The organism is Klebsiella sp. ME-303, from assembly GCF_007910085.1.
Lineage (GTDB): Bacteria > Pseudomonadota > Gammaproteobacteria > Enterobacterales > Enterobacteriaceae > Klebsiella > Klebsiella michiganensis.
In genome coordinates this window covers 13,453-34,485 of sequence record NZ_VOJB01000054.1, presented here as the reverse complement: position 1 = coordinate 34,485, position 21,033 = coordinate 13,453, and the positions used below count along the sequence as shown (strand labels likewise).

Genomic DNA, 21,033 nt, shown 5'->3' with positions numbered 1-21,033 from the left:
AAGGCTGTGCCAGGTTTCTTTGCACTATCGCGGCTCACCCCTGCCCCAAAACGATCGCTTCCGCGCCCGCCCGCCGCCCGCAGCGGGGCCGGCGGGCCGCTTAAAATGAAAAAAGCGCTGGGTTTTCCCCTACCGGATCAATGTTTCTGCTTATCTCGCCGATAAGGGCGCACGCTTTGCATGGTTATCGAAATTCGACAAACGCCGCGGCGTTCTCGTCACGGTGTCGGACAAATTGTCATAACTGCGACACAGGAGTTTGCGATGACCCTGAATATGATGCTCGATAACGCCGTACCCGAGGCGATTGCCGGTGCGCTGACTCAACAACATCCGGGGCTATTTTTTACGATGGTCGAACAGGCATCGGTAGCCATTTCCCTCACCGATGCCCGGGCGAATATTATCTACGCCAACCCGGCGTTTTGCCGCCAGAGCGGATATTCGCTGGCGCAACTGCTCAATCAAAACCCGCGCCTGCTGGCCAGCAGCCAGACGCCGCGAGAAATCTACCAGCAGATGTGGCAAACCCTGCTTCAGCGCCAGCCGTGGCGCGGCCAGCTGATTAATCAGCGCCGCGACGGCGGCCTGTATCTGGTGGATATCGACATCACGCCGGTGCTGAATCCCCAGGGCGAGCTGGAGCATTATCTGGCGATGCAGCGGGATATCAGCGTCAGCTATACCCTGGAACAGCGGCTGCGCAATCATATGACGCTGATGGAGGCGGTGCTCAACAACATCCCCGCCGCCGTGGTCGTGGTGGATGAGCAGGATCGGGTGGTGATGGATAATCTCGCCTACAAAACGTACTGTGCGGACTGCGGTGGAAAAGAGCTGCTGGTCGAGCTCCAGATTTCACCGCGCAAAATGGGGCCCGGCGCGGAGCAAATCCTGCCGGTGGTGGTTCGCGGCGCGGTCCGCTGGCTGTCGGTGACCTGCTGGGCGCTGCCCGGCGTAAGCGAAGAAGCCAGCCGCTATTTTGTCGACAGCGCCCCGGCGCGCACGCTGGTGGTGATCGCCGACTGCACCCAGCAGCGCCAGCAGCAGGAGCAGGGCCGTCTCGACCGTCTGAAGCAGCAGATGACCGCCGGAAAGCTGCTGGCCGCCATTCGCGAGTCGCTGGACGCGGCGCTGATTCAGCTTAATTGCCCGATCAATATGCTGGCGGCGGCCCGTCGGCTGAACGGCGAAGGCAGCGGCAACGTGGCGCTGGACGCGGCGTGGCGCGAAGGCGAAGAGGCCATGGCGCGACTGCAGCGCTGCCGCCCTTCTCTCGAGCTGGAAAGCAGCGCCGTCTGGCCGCTTCAGCCCTTCTTTGACGACCTGTACGCCCTCTACCGCACCCGCTTTGACGACCGCGCGCGGCTGCGGGTTGACATGGCATCGCCGCATCTGGTCGGCTTCGGCCAGCGTACCCAGATGCTGGCCTGCTTAAGTTTATGGCTCGATCGGACGCTGGCCCTCGCCGCTGAACTGCCCTCCGTACCGCTGGAGATCGAGCTTTATGCCGAAGAGGACGAGGGCTGGCTCTCGCTGTATCTCAACGACAATGTACCGCTGCTGCAGGTGCGCTACGCCCACTCACCCGATGCCTTAAACTCTCCCGGCAAAGGGATGGAGCTGCGGCTGATCCAAACGCTGGTCGCCTACCACCGCGGCGCGATTGAACTGGCTTCGCGCCCGCAGGGAGGCACCAGCCTCGTTCTGCGATTCCCGCTCTTTGATACCCTGACCGGAGGTGAGCAATGATCCATAAATCCGATTCGGACACCACCGTCAGGCGCTTCGATCTCTCCCAGCAGTTTACCGCCATGCAGCGGATAAGCGTGGTGCTGAGCCGCGCCACCGAAGCGAGCAAAACCCTGCAGGAGGTGCTGAGCGTTTTACATAACGATGCGTTTATGCAGCACGGGATGATTTGCCTGTACGACAGCCAGCAGGAGATCCTGAGCATCGAGGCGCTGCAGCAAACGGAAAACCAGACGCTGCCCGGCAGTACGCAAATTCGCTACCGGCCGGGAGAAGGACTGGTCGGTACCGTGCTGGCGCAGGGCCAGTCGCTGGTGCTGCCGCGCGTCGCCGATGACCAGCGCTTTCTCGATCGTCTGAGCCTGTACGACTACGACCTGCCGTTTATCGCCGTTCCGCTGATGGGCCCCCATTCCCGGCCCATCGGCGTACTGGCGGCGCAGCCGATGGCGCGTCAGGAAGAGCGGCTACCCGCCTGCACGCGCTTTCTCGAAACCGTCGCCAATCTGGTGGCCCAGACGATTCGCCTGATGATTCTGCCGACCTCCGCCCCGCAGCCGCCGCAGCAGAGCCCCCGAGTTGAGCGCCCGCGCGCCTGTACCCCTTCACGCGGTTTCGGCCTGGAGAATATGGTCGGCAAAAGCCCGGCGATGCGGCAGATTATGGACATTATCCGTCAGGTCTCCCGCTGGGATACCACGGTGCTGGTGCGCGGCGAGAGCGGCACCGGGAAAGAGCTGATCGCCAACGCCATTCATCATAATTCCCCGCGCGCCGCCGCCGCATTCGTCAAATTTAACTGCGCGGCACTGCCGGACAATCTGCTGGAGAGCGAGCTGTTCGGCCATGAGAAAGGCGCGTTTACCGGCGCGGTGCGCCAGCGGAAAGGCCGCTTTGAGCTGGCGGACGGCGGCACCCTATTCCTGGATGAAATCGGTGAAAGCAGCGCCTCGTTTCAGGCCAAGCTGCTGCGAATTCTGCAAGAAGGAGAGATGGAGCGCGTCGGCGGCGATGAAACCCTGCGCGTCAACGTACGCATCATCGCGGCGACCAACCGCCATCTGGAAGAGGAGGTGCGGCTGGGGCATTTCCGCGAAGACCTTTACTACCGCCTGAACGTAATGCCTATCGCGCTGCCGCCGCTGCGCGAGCGCCAGGAGGATATCGCCGAACTGGCGCATTTTCTGGTACGTAAAATCGCCCACAGCCAGGGGCGAACGCTGCGCATCAGCGATGGGGCAATTCGCCTGCTGATGGAGTACAGCTGGCCGGGAAACGTCCGCGAACTGGAAAACTGTCTCGAACGTTCGGCGGTGATGTCGGAAAGCGGCCTGATCGACCGGGACGTGATTCTGTTCAACCATCGCGATAACCCGCCGAAAGCGCTACCCAACGGCGGCCAGACTGAAGACGGCTGGCTCGACAACAGCCTCGACGAGCGCCAGCGGCTGATTGCCGCCCTGGAGAAGGCGGGCTGGGTGCAGGCCAAAGCGGCGCGGCTGCTCGGGATGACGCCGCGTCAGGTAGCGTATCGCATTCAGATCATGGATATCACCATGCCGCGGCTGTGAAGCGTTATGTGAGATTCAGGACATTGTCGCCAGCGCGGCGGAATTGCGACAATTTTACCTGGCCGGCCGTCAGTTAAAGCGTTTATTTTTCATATGGTTGTAAAAATCCCCTCTGGTATAGCATTTGCAGCAGGAAGGTATCGCCCAACCACGAAGGTATGACCATGACTTCCTGCTCCTCTTTTTCTGGCGGCCCAGCCTGCCGCCCGGCGGATGACAGCGCCCTGACGCCGCTTGTGGCCGATAAAGCTGCCGCGCACCCCTGCTACTCTCGTAATGGGCATCACCGTTTTGCGCGAATGCATCTGCCCGTCGCGCCCGCCTGCAATTTGCAGTGCAATTACTGTAATCGCAAATTCGATTGCAGCAATGAGTCCCGCCCCGGCGTATCGTCAACGCTGCTCACGCCTGAACAGGCGGTCGTCAAAGTGCGTCAGGTCGCACAGGCGATCCCGCAGCTTTCGGTGGTCGGCATCGCCGGCCCCGGCGATCCGCTCGCCAATATTGCCCGCACCTTCCGTACCCTGGAGCTGATCCGCGAACAGCTGCCGGACCTGAAGTTATGCCTGTCGACCAACGGGCTGATGCTGCCTGACGCCGTGGATCGCCTGCTGGACGTCGGGGTTGACCACGTCACGGTCACCATTAATACCCTCGACGCGGAGATTGCCGCGCAAATCTACGCCTGGCTATGGCTGGACGGCGAGCGCTACAGCGGACGCGAAGCGGGAGAGATTCTGATTGCTCGTCAGCTGGAGGGCGTGCGCAGGCTGACCGCCCAGGGCGTGCTGGTGAAAATAAATTCGGTGCTGATCCCCGGCATCAACGATAGCGGCATGGCCGACGTGAGCCGCGCGCTGCGGGCCAGCGGCGCGTTTATCCATAATATTATGCCGCTGATCGCCAGGCCGGAGCACGGCACGGTGTTTGGCCTCAACGGCCAGCCGGAGCCGGACGCAGAGACGCTCGCCGCCACCCGCAGCCGGTGCGGAGAAGTGATGCCGCAGATGACCCACTGCCACCAGTGCCGCGCCGACGCCATCGGGATGCTTGGCGAAGACCGCAGCCAGCAGTTTACCCAGCTTCCGGCCCCGGAGAGCCTCCCGGCCTGGCTGCCAATCCTCCACCAGCGCGCGCAGCTGCACGCCAGCATTGCCACCCGCGGCGAATCTGAAGCCGATGACGCCTGCCTGGTCGCCGTGGCGTCAAGCCGCGGGGACGTGATTGATTGCCACTTTGGCCACACCGACCGGTTCTCTATCTACAGTCTCTCGGCCGCCGGCATGGTGCTGGTCAACGAACGGTTTACGCCTAAATATTGTCAGGGGCGCGAAGAGTGCGAGCCGCAGGATAACGCGGCCCGGTTCGCGGCGATCCTCGAACTGCTGGCGGACGTTAAAGCCGTATTCTGCGTGCGTATCGGCCATACGCCGTGGCAAATGCTGGAACAGGAAGGCATTGAACCGTGCGTTGACGGCGCGTGGCGGCCGGTCTCCGAAGTGCTGCCCGCGTGGTGGCAGCAGCGCCGGGGGAGCTGGCCTGCCGCGCTACCGCATAAGGGGGTCGCCTGATGCCGCCGCTCGACTGGCTGCGGCGCTTATGGCTACTGTACCACGCGGGGAAAGGCAGCTTTCCGCTGCGCATGGGGCTTAGCCCGCGCGACTGGCAGGCGCTGCGGCGACGCCTGGGCGAGGCGGAGACGCCGCTGGACGGCGAGGCGCTAACCCGCCGCCGCCTGATGAGCGAACTCAACGCTACCCGCGAAGAGGAGCGCCAGCAGCTGGGCGCGTGGCTGGCGGGCTGGATGCAGCAGGAGGCCGGGCCGATGGCGCAGATTATCGCCGAGGTTTCGCTGGCGTTTAACCATCTCTGGCAGGATCTGGGCCTTGCGTCGCGCGCCGAACTGCGCCTGCTGATGATCGACTGCTTTCCGCAGCTGGTGGCGATGAACGAACACAATATGCGCTGGAAAAAGTTCTTTTACCGTCAGCGCTGTTTGCTCCAGCAGGGGGAAGTTATCTGCCGGTCGCCAAGCTGCGACGAGTGCCGGGAGCGCAGCGCCTGCTTTGAGTAGCGGTTACCCGAGCTCCTGCCCGGCCTGCGGAACGCCAGAAACAAAAAAGCCGGAGGTCTCCCTCCGGCTTTTCACATCACCAAACGCGATCAGGCAACGTCTTCGTACTGCGGTACCGGGTTGCGGAAGCTTTTGGTCACGCAGGCCAGGTAGACCAGACCAATACCGCCCCAGATCAGGCCGAGAACCATGGAGCTCTCTTCCAGATTGATCCACAGTGCGCCAACGGTCAGCGCGCCGCACACCGGCAGAACCAGATAGTTGAAGTGGTCTTTCAGCGTTTTGTTGCGCTTTTCACGGATCCAGAACTGGGAGATCACCGACAGGTTAACGAAGGTGAACGCCACCAGCGCGCCGAAGTTAATCAGCGCCGTCGCCGTGACGAGGTCGAATTTAATCGCCAGCAGCGCAATCGCGCCAACCAGCAGTACGTTCCACGCCGGAGTCCGCCATTTCGGATGCACGTAGCCGAAGAAGCGCGTCGGGAACACGCCGTCGCGGCCCATCACGTACATCAGACGGGAAACGCCCGCGTGCGCGGCCATGCCGGACGCCAGTACGGTGACGCTGGAGAAAATCAGCACGCCCCACTGGAAGGTTTTGCCCGCCACGTACAGCATGATTTCAGGCTGCGATGCGTCCGGATCCTTAAAGCGCGAGATATCCGGGAAGTACAGCTGCAGGAAGTAGGAAGCGCCGATAAAGATCAGGCCGCCAATCAGCGCGGTCAGGAAGATAGCCTTCGGGATCACGCGCTCTGCGTCTTTGGTCTCTTCAGACAGCGAAGAGATACCGTCGAAGCCGAGGAACGAGAAGCACAGGATGGTCGCGCCGGTAATCATCGGCACCACGTGCGCGCCTTCAGACCAGAACGGACGGGTGCTGGTCAGCGTGCCCGCGCCTTCGCCGTGCATAACGCCGTAGATAATCAGGCCAACAATCACCGCCACGATGCCCATCTGCAGGATAACGATTAGGGTGTTGAAGTTCGCCACGGTCTTGATGCTGCGCAGGTTGGAGATGGTCATAAAGGCCACCAGCGCGACAACGAAGATCCACGATGGAATAGAAGGCACCAGCGCTTCAAAGTAAATTTTCGCCAGCAGAATGTTGATCATCGGCATGAACAGGTAGTCCAGCAGCGATGACCAGCCAACCATAAAGCCAACGGCCGGGCTAATGGATTTCTGCGCGTAGGTATAAGCGGAACCCGCCGAAGGGAAACGGCGAACCAGTTTACCGTAGCTCAGCGCCGTGAAAAGAATGGCGATCAGCGCGAAGGCGTAAGCCGTCGCAACGTGACCATCAGTCAATCCAGAGACGATACCAAACGTATCGAACAGCGTCATCGGCTGCATATAGGCCAGGCCCATCATGACAACCGGAATCAACGTAAGCGTTTTACGTAATTCCACGCGAGAGGTTTTTGGAGTAGCGTTATGCGACATAGTTATCCCCTTTTACGGTGAACGCCAGCGCGTAAGCAAAAAATTGCCCCATTTCTTTGTATTCCTCAGCGACAACCACTGTCGGTTTTTAGTAAATATCTATCCGGTACGAAGCCCGGCCTCTTGGTATTGAATGATGTGTCTTTCAACCAAAAAAATAACCGACACTTTAAAAAAGCGTCGGCCAGTTTCTGATTTTCAGGACGCGTATTTTGCAACAACTACTGGCACGATGACAAGATGTTACAAGGCTTAATAATTACGGCGATTCTCTAACAGATTAATATTCATACGATTTTAGTATTATAGACCTGATGGATAGCACTATTTGCTAATATCTCCTTTCGCCACCACTCGCCCGCCTGGCCGCAAATATCTTCATTCCAGCCTATCCACGCGCGATTGACCGGTTCAGGCACCGTCGTTTTTAATATTTGTAGCTCGCCGCGGGCGATGAAAGGCTGTACCTGAAATAGCGGCAAATAGCCCCATCCCAGTCCGGCGCACAGCAGCGTCAGCCGGGCGGAAAGATCGAATACCGCCAGGCTATCCTGAGCGTCAATCTGCGGCCACGCGCCGTCGGCTACAATCGCCCGATGACGGCGCAACGTCCGCCAGCCCAGCGGGCCGGCAATCTGCGCAAGCGGATGCCGGGGCGCAACAACAAACGCCTGCGCCACCTCTCCCAGCAGAACAGAGCCGCAGCCGCTGAGCGCCGGCGGGTCGCCCAGCACGCCGAGCAGAAGATCCGCCCGCCCTTCCATCAGCATCTGCCAGTTTGCGCCAGGGGTATCGCGGCGGAATTCAAGGCGGGTGGCGTGATGCTGGTGATAAAACGCCGCGATCGCGGGAGCCAGCAGCGGGAACGGAAAGGTGGCGTCGACGTTGAGTATCAGCGCATTTTCCCAGCCCTGCTGCAGCCTGACGGCCTGCTTTTCCAGTTCTCGGGCGGTGTGCAGCACGTCGCGCCCCTTTTCCAGCAGCATCTGCCCGGTACGGGTAAAGCGCGCCCGGTGGCCGCTGCGGTCAAGCAGTTGAATATTGAGATCGCTTTCCAGCTTATGAATGGTGTAGCTCAGCGCCGACGGCGTTTTATAGAGCTTCGCCGAGGCGGCGGCAAAACTGCCCTCTTTGTCGAGGGCATCAAGAATGACGAGCACATCCAGCAGTGGTTTCATCGCTACCCCCTTACGGTACGCGATTCACCGCTGGCGCATTACTCCATCGGCATGACCAGCGGGTCGGGGTACTGGTACTCAAACCCCAGTTCGTTGCAAATACGGCTGCCATCTACGATCTTACCGCTACCGTTCTCCGGGTTATCAGAGAATACGGGGACGGGAAGCCCAAGCTCGCGGGCCATCTGCGGATAAAAGACGCCGCGCGCGGGATGCTTAGGCGCACATATATTATAGATGCGCCCGCCTTTCGGAGCCTGCAGTAACAGTTCGATCGCGGCAATCACATCCTGAAGATGCACCAGATTGACGCCGTGCTGGCCGTCCGGCGCGGATTTTCCGGCAAAAAAGCGCCCCGGATGACGGGACGGCCCCACCAGCCCGGCGAGGCGCAGAATGTCCACCGAGGTGCCGGGAAGATTATGCAGCCAGTCCTCCAGCTCTTTCAGCACCCGCCCGCTGGCGGTTTGCGGGTTGCGGGGCGAGTTCTCTTTCAGCGTGCCGCTGGCGTTGCCGTAAACCGACGTTGAGCTGGTGAATATGATGCGCGGCACGTGATGCGCCAGCGCGGTATCGACGATCTCCTGTACCGCCTGAAGATAAAAGTCCTCTCCCGGTCCGGTTCGCCGCGCCGGTAAGGTAATGACCAGCGCGTCAACGTTCATTAAGGCATCCAGATCTTCGGCGTCGCAGACCAGCTGCGGCTCCAGACGCAGCGGATAGCCGTCGATGCCGCACATCCGCGCCGCCTCGACGCCATCCTGCGTGGTCTTACTGCCGGTCACCTGCCATCCCCGCGACATCAACGACAGCGCAAGCGGCATACCCAGCCATCCTAAACCTACAATTGCGACCTTTTTCATCCCCTTGCTCCTGAATTTTCGCTGTGCTGACTTAAGGCTACGCCAGCCGGCGGCAGCTGACAATTTCTAAGGTCAATATGAAATCAATTAATGATAGAAAAAAGTCCTTGCTTTATGCGAGTGAAGTGGTTTAGGTTAAAAGGCATCAAATGCATAGTCATTCACAGAGAATTTTATGAACAGCGTTCAATTTAAAAACCACCATCATCACCATCATCCTGACTAGTCTTTCAGGCGATGTGTGCTGGAAGACGTTTGGATCTTCCAGTGGTGCATGAACGCAAAGAGAGCCCCCGGAAGATTCACTTCCGGGGGCTTTTTTTTGGACCGAATTCGGACAGATTCAGACAGGGTTACAGAGGAAAATAAGAATGTTAGACAACAGCCGTTTACGCATAGCTATTCAGAAATCAGGGCGTTTAAGCGAAGATTCACGCGAATTACTCAGCCGCTGCGGCATCAAAGTGAATCTGCACACCCAGCGCCTGATCGCGCTGGCGGAAAATATGCCCATCGATATTCTGCGCGTGCGTGATGACGATATTCCGGGCCTTATCATGGACGGCGTGGTCGATTTGGGGATTATCGGCGAAAACGTGCTGGAGGAAGAGCTGCTGAGCCGCCGCGCTCAGGGCGAAGACCCGCGCTACTTCACCCTGCGCCGTCTCGACTTCGGCGGCTGCCGCCTGTCGCTGGCGACCCCGGCGGATGAACCCTGGGACGGCCCGGCAGCGCTGGACGGCAAACGCATCGCCACCTCCTACCCGCACCTGCTGAAGCGCTACCTTGACCAGAAAGGGATCTCGTTCAAATCCTGCCTGCTGAACGGCTCGGTTGAAGTGGCCCCGCGCGCCGGTCTGGCCGACGCGATTTGCGACCTGGTATCAACCGGCGCGACTCTCGAAGCAAACGGCCTGCGCGAAGTGGAAGTGATGTTCCGCTCCAAAGCCTGCCTGATCCAGCGCGACGGCGAGATGGCCGATAGCAAACAGCAGCTGATCGACCGCCTGCTGACCCGTATTCAGGGAGTGATTCAGGCCCGCGAATCAAAATACATCATGATGCACGCGCCGACCGAGCGCCTGGAAGAAGTGGTCGCCCTGCTGCCCGGCGCCGAGCGCCCGACCATTCTGCCGCTGGCGGGTGACAAGCAGCGCGTGGCGATGCACATGGTGAGCAGCGAAACCCTGTTCTGGGAAACCATGGAAAAACTGAAAGCGCTGGGCGCCAGCTCCATTCTGGTCCTGCCGATTGAGAAGATGATGGAGTAAACCGGCGGGTCGGTCACGGGATAAACAGGGGAAACAACCATGAGCTTCAACACAATTATCTACTGGAACGGCTGTAGCGCAGAACAACAGCAACAGCTCTTAACGCGCCCGGCCATTTCCGCCTCCGAGAGCATCAGCAAGACGGTGTCGGAGATCCTGAATAACGTTAAAGACAACGGCGATGCGGCCCTGCGCGAATACGGCGCGAAGTTCGATAAAACCGACGTCAAGGCGCTGAAGGTCAGCGATGAAGAGATTGCCGCCGCCGGCGCGCGCCTGAGCGACGAGCTCAAGCAGGCGATGGCCGTGGCGGTCAAAAATATCGAAACCTTCCACAACGCGCAGCGGCTGCAGGCCGTCGATGTGGAAACCCTGCCGGGCGTACGCTGCCAGCAGGTGACCCGCCCTATCGCCTCCGTCGGCTTATATATTCCCGGCGGCTCGGCGCCGCTGTTCTCCACGGTGCTGATGCTCGCCACGCCGGCGCGCATCGCGGGCTGCCAGCAGGTGGTGCTGTGTTCGCCGCCGCCGATTGCCGATGAAATCCTCTATGCCGCCCAGCTGTGCGGCGTGCGCAATATCTTTAACGTCGGCGGCGCGCAGGCGATTGCCGCCCTGGCGTTCGGCACCGAATCGGTAGCGAAGGTCGATAAAATCTTTGGCCCGGGCAACGCCTTCGTGACCGAAGCCAAGCGCCAGGTCAGCCAGCGTCTTGACGGCGCGGCTATCGATATGCCCGCCGGGCCGTCGGAAGTGCTGGTGATCGCCGACAGCGGTGCCACCCCGGATTTCGTCGCCTCTGACCTGCTTTCCCAGGCGGAGCACGGCCCGGATTCGCAGGTGATCCTGCTGACGCCGGATAGCGAGATGGCCACCCGCGTCGCGCAAGCCGTTGAGCGCCAGCTGGCCGCGCTATCCCGTGCGGAAACGGCCCGCGGGGCGCTCTCCGCCAGCCGCATCATCGTGGCGCGCGATATCGCCCAGTGCGTGGAGATTTCCAACCAGTACGGTCCCGAGCACCTGATTATTCAGACCCGCAACGCCCGCGAACTGGTCGACGGCATTACCAGCGCCGGTTCGGTATTTCTCGGCGACTGGTCGCCGGAATCCGCCGGCGATTACGCCTCCGGCACCAACCACGTGCTGCCGACCTACGGCTACACCGCCACCTGCTCCAGCCTCGGCCTGGCGGATTTTCAGAAACGTATGACCGTGCAGGAGCTGTCGCGCGACGGGTTTGCCGCCCTCGCCTCAACGATTGAGATTCTGGCCGCCGCCGAGCGTCTGGACGCCCACAAAAACGCCGTTACGCTGCGCGTCGCAGCCCTTAAGGAGCAAGCATGAGCATCGAAGATTTAGCCCGCGCCAACGTCCGCGCGCTGACGCCGTATCAATCTGCTCGCCGTCTGGGCGGTAAAGGCGACGTCTGGCTGAACGCCAACGAATTCCCGACCGCGGTCGCGTTTCAGCTGACCGAGCAGACGATGAACCGCTATCCGGAACCGCAGCCGAAAGCGGTCATTGAACGCTACGCGCAGTATGCGGGCGTCAAGCCGGAGCAGGTGCTGGTCAGCCGCGGCGCCGATGAAGGCATTGAACTGCTGATCCGCGCCTTCTGCGAGCCGGGCCAGGACGCGGTGCTCTACTGTCCGCCGACCTACGGCATGTACAGCGTCAGCGCCGAAACCATCGGCGTGACCTGCCGTACGGTGCCCACCCTCGCCGACTGGCAGCTGGATCTGCCGGGTATCGCGGCCAATCTTGACGGCGTGAAAGTGGTGTTCGTCTGCAGCCCGAATAACCCGACCGGGCAGATTATCAACCCGAAAGATTTTCGCACCCTGCTGGAGATGGCGCGCGGTAAAGCCATCGTGGTCGCGGATGAGGCCTATATTGAGTTCTGCCCGCAGGCCACGCTGGCGACCTGGCTCAACGAGTATCCGCACCTGGTGATTCTGCGTACCCTCTCCAAGGCCTTCGCCCTGGCCGGACTGCGCTGCGGCTTTACCCTCGCCAACGCCGAGGTGATTAACGTGTTGATGAAGGTTATCGCACCTTATCCGCTCTCGACGCCGGTCGCCGACATCGCCGCCCAGGCGCTCAGCGCGGAAGGCATTGCCGCCATGCGGGCGCGCGTGGCGCAGATCCTCGGCGAACGCGATTATCTGGTCAGCCAGCTGCGCAGCATTGCCTGTGTTGAAGAGGTGTTCGATTCCGAGAGCAACTACGTTCTGGCGCGGATCACCGCCTCCAGCGCGGTATTTAAATCTTTGTGGGATCAGGGCATTATCTTACGTGACCAGAATAAACAACCTTCATTAAGCGGCTGTTTGCGTATCACTATCGGTACCCGTGCAGAGAGCCAGCGCGTCATTGACGCTTTGACTGCGGAGAATGTATGACCCAGAAGTTTCTCTTTATTGACCGTGACGGTACGCTGATTTCCGAGCCACCGGTTGATTTTCAGGTAGACCGCTTCGATAAGCTGGCGTTTGAGCCGCAGGTGATCCCGGCCCTGCTGAAGCTGCAGCAGGAAGGGTACAAGCTGGTGATGATCACCAATCAGGACGGGCTGGGAACCGCCAGCCTGCCGCAGGACGAGTTCGACGGCCCGCACAACCTGATGATGCAGATCTTCTCCTCACAGGGCGTCAACTTTGACGAGGTGCTGATTTGCCCGCATCTCCCGGCGGATAACTGCGACTGCCGCAAGCCGAAAACCAAACTGGTGCTACCGTGGCTGGAGCAAGGGGTGATGGACACCGCCAACAGCTACGTGATTGGCGACCGCGCGACCGATATCCAGCTGGCGGATAACATGGGCATTACCGGCCTGCGCTATGACCGCGAAAAGCTGGACTGGCCAACCATTTGTGAACAGCTAACCCGCCGCGACCGCTACGCCCACGTTGAGCGCATCACCAAAGAGACCCAGGTGGATGTGAAAGTGTGGCTGGACCGCGAAGGCGGCAGCAAAATCTCCACCGGCGTCGGCTTCTTCGATCATATGCTTGACCAAATCGCCACCCACGGCGGCTTCCGCCTGGAGATTAACGTCGGCGGCGATCTTTATATCGACGATCACCACACCGTGGAAGATACTGGGCTTGCGCTGGGCGAAGCGCTGAAGCTGGCCCTCGGCGACAAACGCGGTATCGGCCGTTTCGGCTTTGTGCTGCCGATGGACGAATGCCTGGCCCGCTGCGCGCTGGATATCTCCGGCCGTCCGCACCTCGAATACAAAGCCGACTTTACCTATCAGCGCGTTGGCGATCTGAGCACCGAGATGGTGGAACACTTCTTCCGCTCGCTCTCCTATACCATGGCGATCACTCTGCACCTGAAAACCAAGGGCAAAAACGACCACCACCGCGTAGAGAGCCTGTTTAAGGCCTTCGGCCGCACGCTACGCCAGGCGATTCGCGTCCAGGGCGACACGCTGCCGTCTTCGAAAGGGGTACTCTGATGAACGTGGTGATCCTCGATACCGGCTGCGCCAACCTCAATTCGGTGAAATCCGCGGTGAGCCGCCACGGCTACGAGCCACAGGTCAGCCGCGACCCGGATGTGGTGCTACGCGCCGATAAACTGTTTCTGCCGGGAGTGGGCACGGCTCAGGCGGCGATGGACCAGCTGCGCGAGCGCGATTTGATCGAACTGATTAAAGCCTGTACCCAGCCGGTGCTGGGCATTTGCCTCGGTATGCAGCTGCTGGGAAAACGCAGCGAGGAGAATAACGGCGTTGACCTGCTGGGCATTATCGACCAGGACGTGCCGAAAATGACCGACCACGGCCTGCCGCTGCCGCATATGGGCTGGAACCGGGTATACGCCAAAGCGGGCGATCGTCTGTTTCGCGGCATTGAAGACGGGGCATATTTTTACTTCGTCCACAGCTACGCGATGCCGGTCAACGTCAATACCATCGCCCAGTGCAGCTACGGCGAGGCCTTCACCGCGGCGGTGCAGAAAGATAACTTCTTTGGCGTCCAGTTCCACCCTGAACGCTCCGGCAGCGCCGGGGCGCAGCTGCTGAAAAACTTCCTGGAGATGTGATGATCATTCCTGCTTTAGATTTAATTGACGGCACGGTCGTCCGCCTCCATCAGGGCGATTACGGTCAGCAGCGCGACTACGGTAACGACCCGCTGCCGCGCCTGCAATCCTATGCCGCCCAGGGGGCCGAAGTGCTGCACCTGGTCGACCTGACCGGGGCGAAAGATCCGGCGAAGCGCCAGATCCCGCTGCTGAAAACCCTGGTTGCCGGCGTGAACGTGCCGGTGCAGGTTGGCGGCGGCGTGCGGACGGAAGAAGACGTGGCCGCCCTGCTTGATGCAGGCGTGGCGCGCGTGGTGGTGGGTTCAACGGCGGTGAAGTCGCCGGAAGTGGTGAAAGGCTGGTTTACGCGTTTTGGCCCGCAGCATCTGGTGCTGGCGCTTGACGTGCGGATCGACGCGGAAGGCAACAAGCAGGTGGCGGTCAGCGGCTGGCAGGAGAACTCCGGCGTAACCCTGGAGGAGCTGGTGGAGAGCTATCAGTCCGTCGGCCTGCAGCACGTGCTGTGCACCGATATTTCCCGCGACGGGACGCTGGCCGGGTCTAACGTCTCGCTGTATGAAGAAGTCTGCGCCCGCTATCCGCAGGTCGCGTTTCAGTCTTCCGGCGGCATTGGCGATCTGCATGATATCGCCGCGCTGCGCGGAACCGGAGTGCGCGGGGTGATTGTCGGCCGGGCGCTGCTGGAAGGTAAATTTAACGTAACGGAGGCCATTCAATGCTGGCAAAACGGATAATCCCCTGTCTCGACGTTCGCGACGGCCAGGTAGTGAAAGGCGTGCAGTTCCGTAATCACGAAATCATCGGTGATATCGTCCCGCTGGCAAAACGCTATGCCGACGAAGGCGCGGATGAGCTGGTGTTCTACGATATCACCGCCTCCAGCGACGGCCGCGTGGTGGACAAAAGCTGGGTGTCGCGGGTCGCGGAAGTGATCGACATTCCGTTCTGCGTCGCCGGCGGCATTAAGTCGCTGGACGATGCGGCGCAAATTCTCTCCTTCGGCGCGGATAAAATCTCCATCAACTCCCCTGCCCTGGCGGATCCGACGCTGATTACCCGCCTTGCCGACCGTTTCGGCGTGCAGTGTATTGTGGTGGGCATCGATACCTGGTTTGACGCCGCGAGCGGTAAGTATCACGTCAACCAGTATACCGGCGATGAGAGCCGGACGCGGGTGACGCAGTGGGAAACCCTGGACTGGGTGCAGGAAGTGCAAAAGCGCGGGGCCGGCGAGATCGTCCTCAATATGATGAACCAGGACGGCGTGCGTAACGGCTACGATCTGGCGCAGTTAAGCAAGGTCCGCGCCGTGTGCCACGTGCCGCTGATTGCTTCCGGCGGCGCGGGCACCATGGAGCACTTCCTGGAAGCCTTCCGCGACGCCAACGTCGACGGCGCGCTGGCCGCCTCGGTGTTCCACAAGCAAATTATCAACATTGGTGAACTGAAAACGTACCTGGCAGCACAGGGCGTGGAGATTAGGGTATGTTAAGTGAACAGCTGGATTGGCAAAAAACCGACGGTCTGATGCCGGTCATCGTGCAGCACGCCGTTTCTGGTGAAGTGCTGATGCTGGGCTATATGAATCAGGATGCGCTGGCGAAAACCGAAGAGACCGGCAAGGTGACCTTTTATTCGCGGACCAAACAGCGTCTGTGGACCAAGGGGGAAACGTCGGGCAATTTCCTCAACGTGGTGAGCATCACCCCGGATTGCGATAACGATACCCTGCTGGCGCTGGTTAATCCGATTGGCCCAACCTGCCATAAAGGCACCTCAAGCTGCTTTGGCGAAACCGGCCATCAGTGGCTGTTCTTATATCAGCTGGAGCAGCTGCTGGCGGAACGCAAACACGCCGATCCGGAAAGCTCCTATACCGCGAAGCTGTACGCCAGCGGCACCAAACGTATTGCGCAGAAGGTGGGGGAAGAAGGCGTTGAGACCGCGCTGGCCGCGACGGTGCATGACCAGTTCGAACTGAAGAATGAAGCGTCGGATTTGATGTATCACCTGCTGGTGCTGCTGCAGGATCAGGGGCTGAATTTAACGGATGTGGTGGAAAACCTGCGGAGCAGGCATAAGTAAATCATCAAAGGGAGGCGGCATGACGCCTCCCTTGCAATATCAACATTGCCAGCGCGCTGGTTGATATCACCTGTTTATCATCGTCATGACTTTTTTCGTGCGGTTATTTCTTTAACTAGTCTCAATGGTTTCGTCATTTTCCATGATAAAGATGAAACCAAATCTGTATAGCGCTGAGTCAGCTCCTGGTACGCATTTTCAATGCTGAGCAATTTCTGTTGCTGAGTTTGATACTCGTCCTCTAAATGCGCATTCCGCTGTTCAAGCTCGTGGATAATGGTGGTTTTATCGCCAACCTGCGCCTTCAGAACATCAATTTCACTTCGCTGAGATACCGCCGACTGTTTAAGAGAAGTCATTTCTTCCTGCAGCGTTGAGTTCATCATTTGTGCATGTTCAAGCTCGCGTAACGCTCTGTCTTTCAGCGAAAAAATATACTCTTCCGCTGACTGATTAACGATCCGGGCATACGCAGCTTTGATAAAGTCATCATAAAAATCATCACGATCGATTTCTAAAGATAAGATGAACGACTTTACTTCATTAAACAACGGGTTAAACGTACCGCCAGAAATCGTATTGAGATGCCACTCAAGAAAAACAACGGCGTAATTATTAAAATCACGACTTCTGGACGCCAGTAAATCACGATCTTGCATAAACAAACGTAGCGAAGTTAATGCCTCCAGCGCGCAGTGCCACGAATCTTCTCTGGTGGAGGAAAGCGACTCAGCGCGGTGGATAGTATGAGAGATTAAGATCTCATCAACCAGAGAGATGCGATTTGCTAACAGCATGAAACAACTCACAAAGTACAGGTCGTTTGTGGTTCTCAGCGGTTGAAACTCCAGGCCCATTGCCAGGATAGCCTCGCGTCTGAAGAGCTTATCCCATGGCCACCATATAAAGGCTCTGAAAAAATCGTCAGCAATTTCCCGTGAAGAGAAGACCTCTTTTTCAGGCAGTAAATCCTCACGCGCCGACAAAGGCATGGGAGAACGGGTATTGGTTTGCAAATCGACTGACTGGCACCGGCAGATAACAACATCCGTTTGCAGGGCCGTAGCCCGGTCGGACATTCTCTTTAACATCTCTTTATCGGCGTAATCGTCATCGTCGAGGAAAATGATGTATTCGCCGGTCGCTACTCGTAAGCCGATATTTCGCGATTCGCCGCCACCGACGTTGCTCGGATTGGTGATAACCCGGACTCGCGAATCTTCACTGGCTATTTTAGTGACAATATCCAGAGTATTATCCGTTGAGCTATCGTTAACAAGGATAATCTCAATCTCTTTTAAAGACTGGGCTAACACCGTAGTAAGCGTCTCAGCAATATACTCCGCGGCGTTATGGACAGGGATAATAACGGATACAATAACGTTACTTGATTCATCAGACATTCAATCACCTTCAAAATAAGAGGCACGCAATCATTAAACTCATCATGCGTTTGCTGAGCAGTTACATAGCTTAAAATGCAACCGCTTCGGAGGTGTTTGATTTACATGAAGCTGTAATCTCTTGCGTTACATCATCCCTGAACCACATCATGATAAGTCTTTAAGGTCTTGCTAATGATCATACCGCTAGAAAACTTATCCTGAACGCGTTGCCGTCCTTTGATACCCATCTCTACTCGTGCTTTGGGATTGGCTAACAAGAATTCAAGCTTATCGGCCAGCTCCTGCGGAGAGTTACTTTTCACGATAATGCCGTTATCGTTATTAACGATCAGGCTATCGCAGCCGCCAACATCGTAGGCAATGCAGGCCCGGCCAACCGAGGAAGCCTCAAGCAGAATACGCGGCACGCCTTCGGAATAGATCGAAGGTAATGCCACAATGTTCGACTCCTCGATCAAGTCGCAGACGTTAGAGCTGTGCCCCAACCAGTTAATCAGACCTTCTTTATGCCATTGCTGGATCACCGCAAGGGATATAGCATCCTTATCGTTTTCAACGAGTATCCCGGCAACGTTTAGCGTAAAATGAATATTTCTTGCTTCGAGGATTTTCTTGGCTTCAATTAAATCCCCGAGCCCTTTACTCCAGAGCATTCTGCTGGCAAACAGCACAACCGGAACGTCACGCTCCTGCTCCAGAGAATATTTATAGATCTCCGGATTGATACCCGCGCCATCGATGACAATAGTCTGCTGATAGTCAATCCCGACAAAACCCGCCAGTTTTTTACGATCTTTATCGTGCTCAAACATAAATATACTGCGCTTATTACTGGCAATATATTTGTAGGCCATGATGGTGATATTGCGCAATAGCTTAAGCAACCCCGTATCACCTGAAAATACACGACCCAGACCGACAAAACTCACGATGACGGGACGGTTGTTTGTCCTGGACAGGAGCCCACCGATCAGACAGGGTTTAATAGTAATACAGTGTAAAAGGTCGGGATTAATTTCTTTAATGAGCTTTCGGGAGGCAAAAAAGGCCCGAAAGAAAGTTAATGCATTAAATGATTGAGCATCAAGTGGGACATTATGACACTTAAAACCGAATGTTTTAAATTTATTCAGCACTTTACCGTCGACAAAATGACTGATGATGTGAATCTCATAACCAGCATCTCGGGCGGCGATCGCACGATCAATCCAGTGCAAATCAAAATACCAATCCGAGTTTATGAAATAACACAGTTTTTTCATTGCTATATCCACTTAATGATTCTTACCGCTGATTCCTTTTACACCATGGATAATTCCACGACGCAAGTATTTAAAATATAACAATTTATTGCGTTGCCATGGCAATATTGATACATATTTAATCAACCGTAAAAGAATTGAGAGACGGCTAAAAATGGCAACTCGCGGAAAAATTCTCTTCGCCAAAATAAGATTTCGACAAAGATAATAAACCTTCCATTCGGGAACAATACATTTCCCCTGGATACTCACATCGTGGGTAAAGATGACCTCGGGAGAATAGCGAATAGCTTCGCCATCTAATGTCAGCTGATAGCCAAAATAGAGATCGTCAAAATATAAAAATAACTCGTCGTGAATACTGTGGAGATGCTTTTGCAGCACATCTCGCTGAATAATCATACCGACAAAGGAAACCGTCTGTACCGCACACGCCCGGGAAACCGACGGAAGAAACTCCGCAGGATTTCTGATGTAGCGTAATGTGTCCATAAACGATGACGGAACTTTGGCAAAAGGCATGTTCATCGGACAGGGTTGCCCCTGAAGATCCTTGACCAAAGCGGTGAACACCCGACAGTTAGCCTTTTCTAGCTGGGAAAATTTTTCCAGCGCATCGCTCTCGGGCCAGGCGTCATCATCGTAAAAGAAAACCCAGTCGCTATCGACGTTGTCGCATAAATATTGACTCCCGGCCTTAAAGCCACCCGCGCCACCGCTGTTGGATGGCAGATTAAGAACAATCACTCGCGGGTCGCTAAGGGTGGCTAACCAGGCCTGGGTTCCATCCGTGGACCCGTTATTGACAACAACGATCGCTGTAAAATTTAATTTCACCGTGTTGGCAATAGTCAGCTTTAACTTCTCTAAACGATTATACGTGACTATTAATGCGGAGCAATTCATCGCACAGAAACCGTAAATACTGGCATAGACTCATTACTGCTAAGGGAGGACAAGTACTTATCGGCTGTATTTAATGCTTCTGCGATAGTGACATCCATATCCAGATATCGATAGGTTCCAAGGCGGCCAACAAACGTCATATTCTTTTCATTTTCCGCGAGGGACAAATATTTATCGAGTAAAGCCATCTCTCCCATCTGACGAATCGGATAATAAGGGATATCCTTTTCACCACATTCGCGGCTGTATTCCTTGTAACAGACCGATCCCTCATGGGATTCCCAGGGCGAAAAGTACTTATGTTCAGTGATACGGGTATAAGGAACATCCAGCGAGCAGTAATTCATTACCGCGCAGCCCTGATAATCGCCCTGCCAGGTGAATTTTTCAAAATCCAGAGTACGATAGCCCAGTCGACCATATTGATAGGAATAAAAAGCATCCAGCGGCCCGCTATAGAACACGTGATCGTACTGTTCTCTCTCTTCAGCGTTAAACGATTGCTGAAGTTCGATGGTAATATTTTCATGATTGGCGATTGACTCAATCATTTTCGTATAACCCAGTTTCGGCATGCCCTGAAATCTGTGGTTAAAGTAATTATCATCGTAGTTAAAACGAACCGGCAGACGCTTAAGAATTGACGCAGGAAGCTGCGAAGGCTCCATCCCCCACTGTTTGATGGTATAGCCCTTGAAGAACGCCTCATAGAGCTCTTTGCCGATAAAACGCAGAGCCTGTTCTTCAAAGGTCTTCGGTTCCAGGATCGAACTGTCCCCTTTTTCGGCAATAAGCGCCCGGGCCTCATCTGGCGAACAGGTCTTCGCAAAAAACTGGTTGATGGTATGCAGGTTGATCGGCAGAGAGAACACCTGGCCATTCACGGTTGCTTTGACACGGTTCACATACGGCATCATCTCAGCGTGCTGAGTCACATAATTCCACACTGTTTCATTATCGGTGTGAAAGATATGCGGGCCATAAACGTGAACCATAACGTCGGTTTGCGGATCGCGCGCATCATAGGAGTTACCGCCTATGTGGTCACGCTGGTCAATAATTCTGATGTGATGACCTTGTTCAGCGAGTTGGCGTGCGATAACCACACCGGAAAAACCCGCTCCGACGATGAGAATATTTTTACTGTTCATAATATAA

General features: G+C 57.0%; 21 protein-coding genes and 1 other annotated feature. Of the genes, 13 read left to right on the top strand and 8 right to left on the bottom strand.

Annotated features, from left to right (window positions below):
- The first annotated feature begins 264 nt into the window (after positions 1–264).
- From nifL to FQK12_RS03055, 4 genes are all read left to right on the top strand, one after another.
- Entirely contained in the window at positions 265–1,752 is a 1,488-nt protein-coding gene (gene nifL, locus FQK12_RS03070) for a nitrogen fixation negative regulator NifL (RefSeq protein ID WP_014230036.1), read from the top strand.
- Positions 1,749–3,323, top strand: a complete 1,575-nt coding sequence (nifA, locus tag FQK12_RS03065; RefSeq protein WP_014230037.1) for a nif-specific transcriptional activator NifA — start codon at positions 1,749–1,751, stop codon at positions 3,321–3,323. The genes nifL and nifA overlap by 4 nt, the downstream gene beginning before the upstream one ends.
- Positions 3,324–3,487: 164 nt before the next feature.
- Entirely contained in the window at positions 3,488–4,894 is a 1,407-nt protein-coding gene (nifB, locus tag FQK12_RS03060; protein ID WP_014230038.1) for a nitrogenase cofactor biosynthesis protein NifB, read from the top strand.
- On the top strand, positions 4,894–5,397 hold the full coding sequence (locus FQK12_RS03055) for a nitrogen fixation protein NifQ (RefSeq protein ID WP_014230039.1): 504 nt from the start codon (positions 4,894–4,896) through the stop codon (positions 5,395–5,397). The genes nifB and FQK12_RS03055 overlap by 1 nt, the downstream gene beginning before the upstream one ends.
- Positions 5,398–5,486: 89 nt before the next feature.
- Here the strand turns inward: FQK12_RS03055 and FQK12_RS03050 are convergent, their stop codons facing one another.
- From FQK12_RS03050 to FQK12_RS03035, 4 genes are all read right to left on the bottom strand, one after another.
- Entirely contained in the window at positions 5,487–6,845 is a 1,359-nt protein-coding gene (locus FQK12_RS03050) for an APC family permease (RefSeq protein ID WP_004103635.1), read from the bottom strand.
- A complete protein-coding gene (gene yoeI, locus FQK12_RS27965; protein ID WP_096335043.1) occupies positions 6,835–6,897 on the bottom strand; it encodes a membrane protein YoeI in 63 nt (20 codons plus the stop codon). Before yoeI ends, FQK12_RS03050 begins: the two co-directional genes overlap by 11 nt.
- Positions 6,898–7,132: 235 nt before the next feature.
- On the bottom strand, positions 7,133–8,023 hold the full coding sequence (locus tag FQK12_RS03040; protein WP_014230040.1) for a LysR family transcriptional regulator: 891 nt from the start codon (positions 8,021–8,023) through the stop codon (positions 7,133–7,135).
- A 38-nt stretch (positions 8,024–8,061) separates the two neighbouring features.
- Complete coding sequence (locus FQK12_RS03035; RefSeq protein ID WP_014230041.1) at positions 8,062–8,886, bottom strand: SDR family oxidoreductase; 825 nt, start codon at positions 8,884–8,886, stop codon at positions 8,062–8,064.
- 175 nt (positions 8,887–9,061) lie between these two features.
- Here FQK12_RS03035 and hisL point away from each other — a divergent pair, with 175 nt between their 5' ends.
- The 9 genes from hisL to hisIE all read left to right on the top strand — a co-directional run bounded on the left by hisL (position 9,062) and on the right by hisIE (position 16,301).
- The gene (gene hisL, locus FQK12_RS03030; protein WP_009654477.1) at positions 9,062–9,112 is read left to right on the top strand and encodes a his operon leader peptide; all 51 of its coding nucleotides are present in this window, start codon (positions 9,062–9,064) and stop codon (positions 9,110–9,112) included.
- Positions 9,088–9,210, top strand: a sequence feature (His leader region). It overlaps the preceding gene by 25 nt.
- 47 nt (positions 9,211–9,257) lie before the next feature.
- Positions 9,258–10,157, top strand: a complete 900-nt coding sequence (gene hisG, locus FQK12_RS03025) for an ATP phosphoribosyltransferase (protein ID WP_014230042.1) — start codon at positions 9,258–9,260, stop codon at positions 10,155–10,157.
- 39 nt (positions 10,158–10,196) lie between these two features.
- Positions 10,197–11,501 carry a histidinol dehydrogenase gene (gene hisD, locus FQK12_RS03020; protein ID WP_014230043.1) on the top strand — a complete coding sequence of 435 codons (1,305 nt, stop codon included), beginning with the start codon at positions 10,197–10,199 and terminating at the stop codon, positions 11,499–11,501.
- The gene (gene hisC / locus FQK12_RS03015; protein WP_014230044.1) at positions 11,498–12,559 is read left to right on the top strand and encodes a histidinol-phosphate transaminase; all 1,062 of its coding nucleotides are present in this window, start codon (positions 11,498–11,500) and stop codon (positions 12,557–12,559) included. Before hisD ends, hisC begins: the two co-directional genes overlap by 4 nt.
- Positions 12,556–13,623 carry a bifunctional histidinol-phosphatase/imidazoleglycerol-phosphate dehydratase HisB gene (gene hisB, locus FQK12_RS03010; protein WP_014230045.1) on the top strand — a complete coding sequence of 356 codons (1,068 nt, stop codon included), beginning with the start codon at positions 12,556–12,558 and terminating at the stop codon, positions 13,621–13,623. Before hisC ends, hisB begins: the two co-directional genes overlap by 4 nt.
- Positions 13,623–14,213, top strand: coding sequence for an imidazole glycerol phosphate synthase subunit HisH (hisH, locus tag FQK12_RS03005; RefSeq protein WP_014230046.1), 591 nt, complete (start codon positions 13,623–13,625; stop codon positions 14,211–14,213). The genes hisB and hisH overlap by 1 nt, the downstream gene beginning before the upstream one ends.
- The gene (gene hisA / locus FQK12_RS03000) at positions 14,213–14,950 is read left to right on the top strand and encodes a 1-(5-phosphoribosyl)-5-[(5-phosphoribosylamino)methylideneamino]imidazole-4-carboxamide isomerase (RefSeq protein ID WP_014230047.1); all 738 of its coding nucleotides are present in this window, start codon (positions 14,213–14,215) and stop codon (positions 14,948–14,950) included. Before hisH ends, hisA begins: the two co-directional genes overlap by 1 nt.
- Positions 14,932–15,708: an imidazole glycerol phosphate synthase subunit HisF gene (gene hisF, locus FQK12_RS02995; RefSeq protein WP_014230048.1), complete on the top strand. Its 777-nt coding sequence runs from the start codon at positions 14,932–14,934 to the stop codon at positions 15,706–15,708. The genes hisA and hisF overlap by 19 nt, the downstream gene beginning before the upstream one ends.
- Entirely contained in the window at positions 15,702–16,301 is a 600-nt protein-coding gene (hisIE, locus tag FQK12_RS02990) for a bifunctional phosphoribosyl-AMP cyclohydrolase/phosphoribosyl-ATP diphosphatase HisIE (RefSeq protein ID WP_004122447.1), read from the top strand. Before hisF ends, hisIE begins: the two co-directional genes overlap by 7 nt.
- An 83-nt stretch (positions 16,302–16,384) precedes the next feature.
- On the opposite strand, the gene FQK12_RS02985 is transcribed toward hisIE, so the two are convergent.
- From FQK12_RS02985 to glf, 4 genes are all read right to left on the bottom strand, one after another.
- Positions 16,385–17,704, bottom strand: a complete 1,320-nt coding sequence (locus FQK12_RS02985; RefSeq protein ID WP_014230049.1) for a glycosyltransferase family 2 protein — start codon at positions 17,702–17,704, stop codon at positions 16,385–16,387.
- A gap of 131 nt (positions 17,705–17,835) precedes the next feature.
- Positions 17,836–18,981 carry a glycosyltransferase family 4 protein gene (locus FQK12_RS02980; RefSeq protein WP_162097176.1) on the bottom strand — a complete coding sequence of 382 codons (1,146 nt, stop codon included), beginning with the start codon at positions 18,979–18,981 and terminating at the stop codon, positions 17,836–17,838.
- Positions 18,982–19,875, bottom strand: coding sequence for a glycosyltransferase (locus FQK12_RS02975; RefSeq protein WP_014230051.1), 894 nt, complete (start codon positions 19,873–19,875; stop codon positions 18,982–18,984).
- A complete protein-coding gene (gene glf / locus FQK12_RS02970; protein ID WP_004852435.1) occupies positions 19,872–21,026 on the bottom strand; it encodes a UDP-galactopyranose mutase in 1,155 nt (384 codons plus the stop codon). Before glf ends, FQK12_RS02975 begins: the two co-directional genes overlap by 4 nt.
- Between the last annotated feature and the right edge of the window lie 7 nt (positions 21,027–21,033).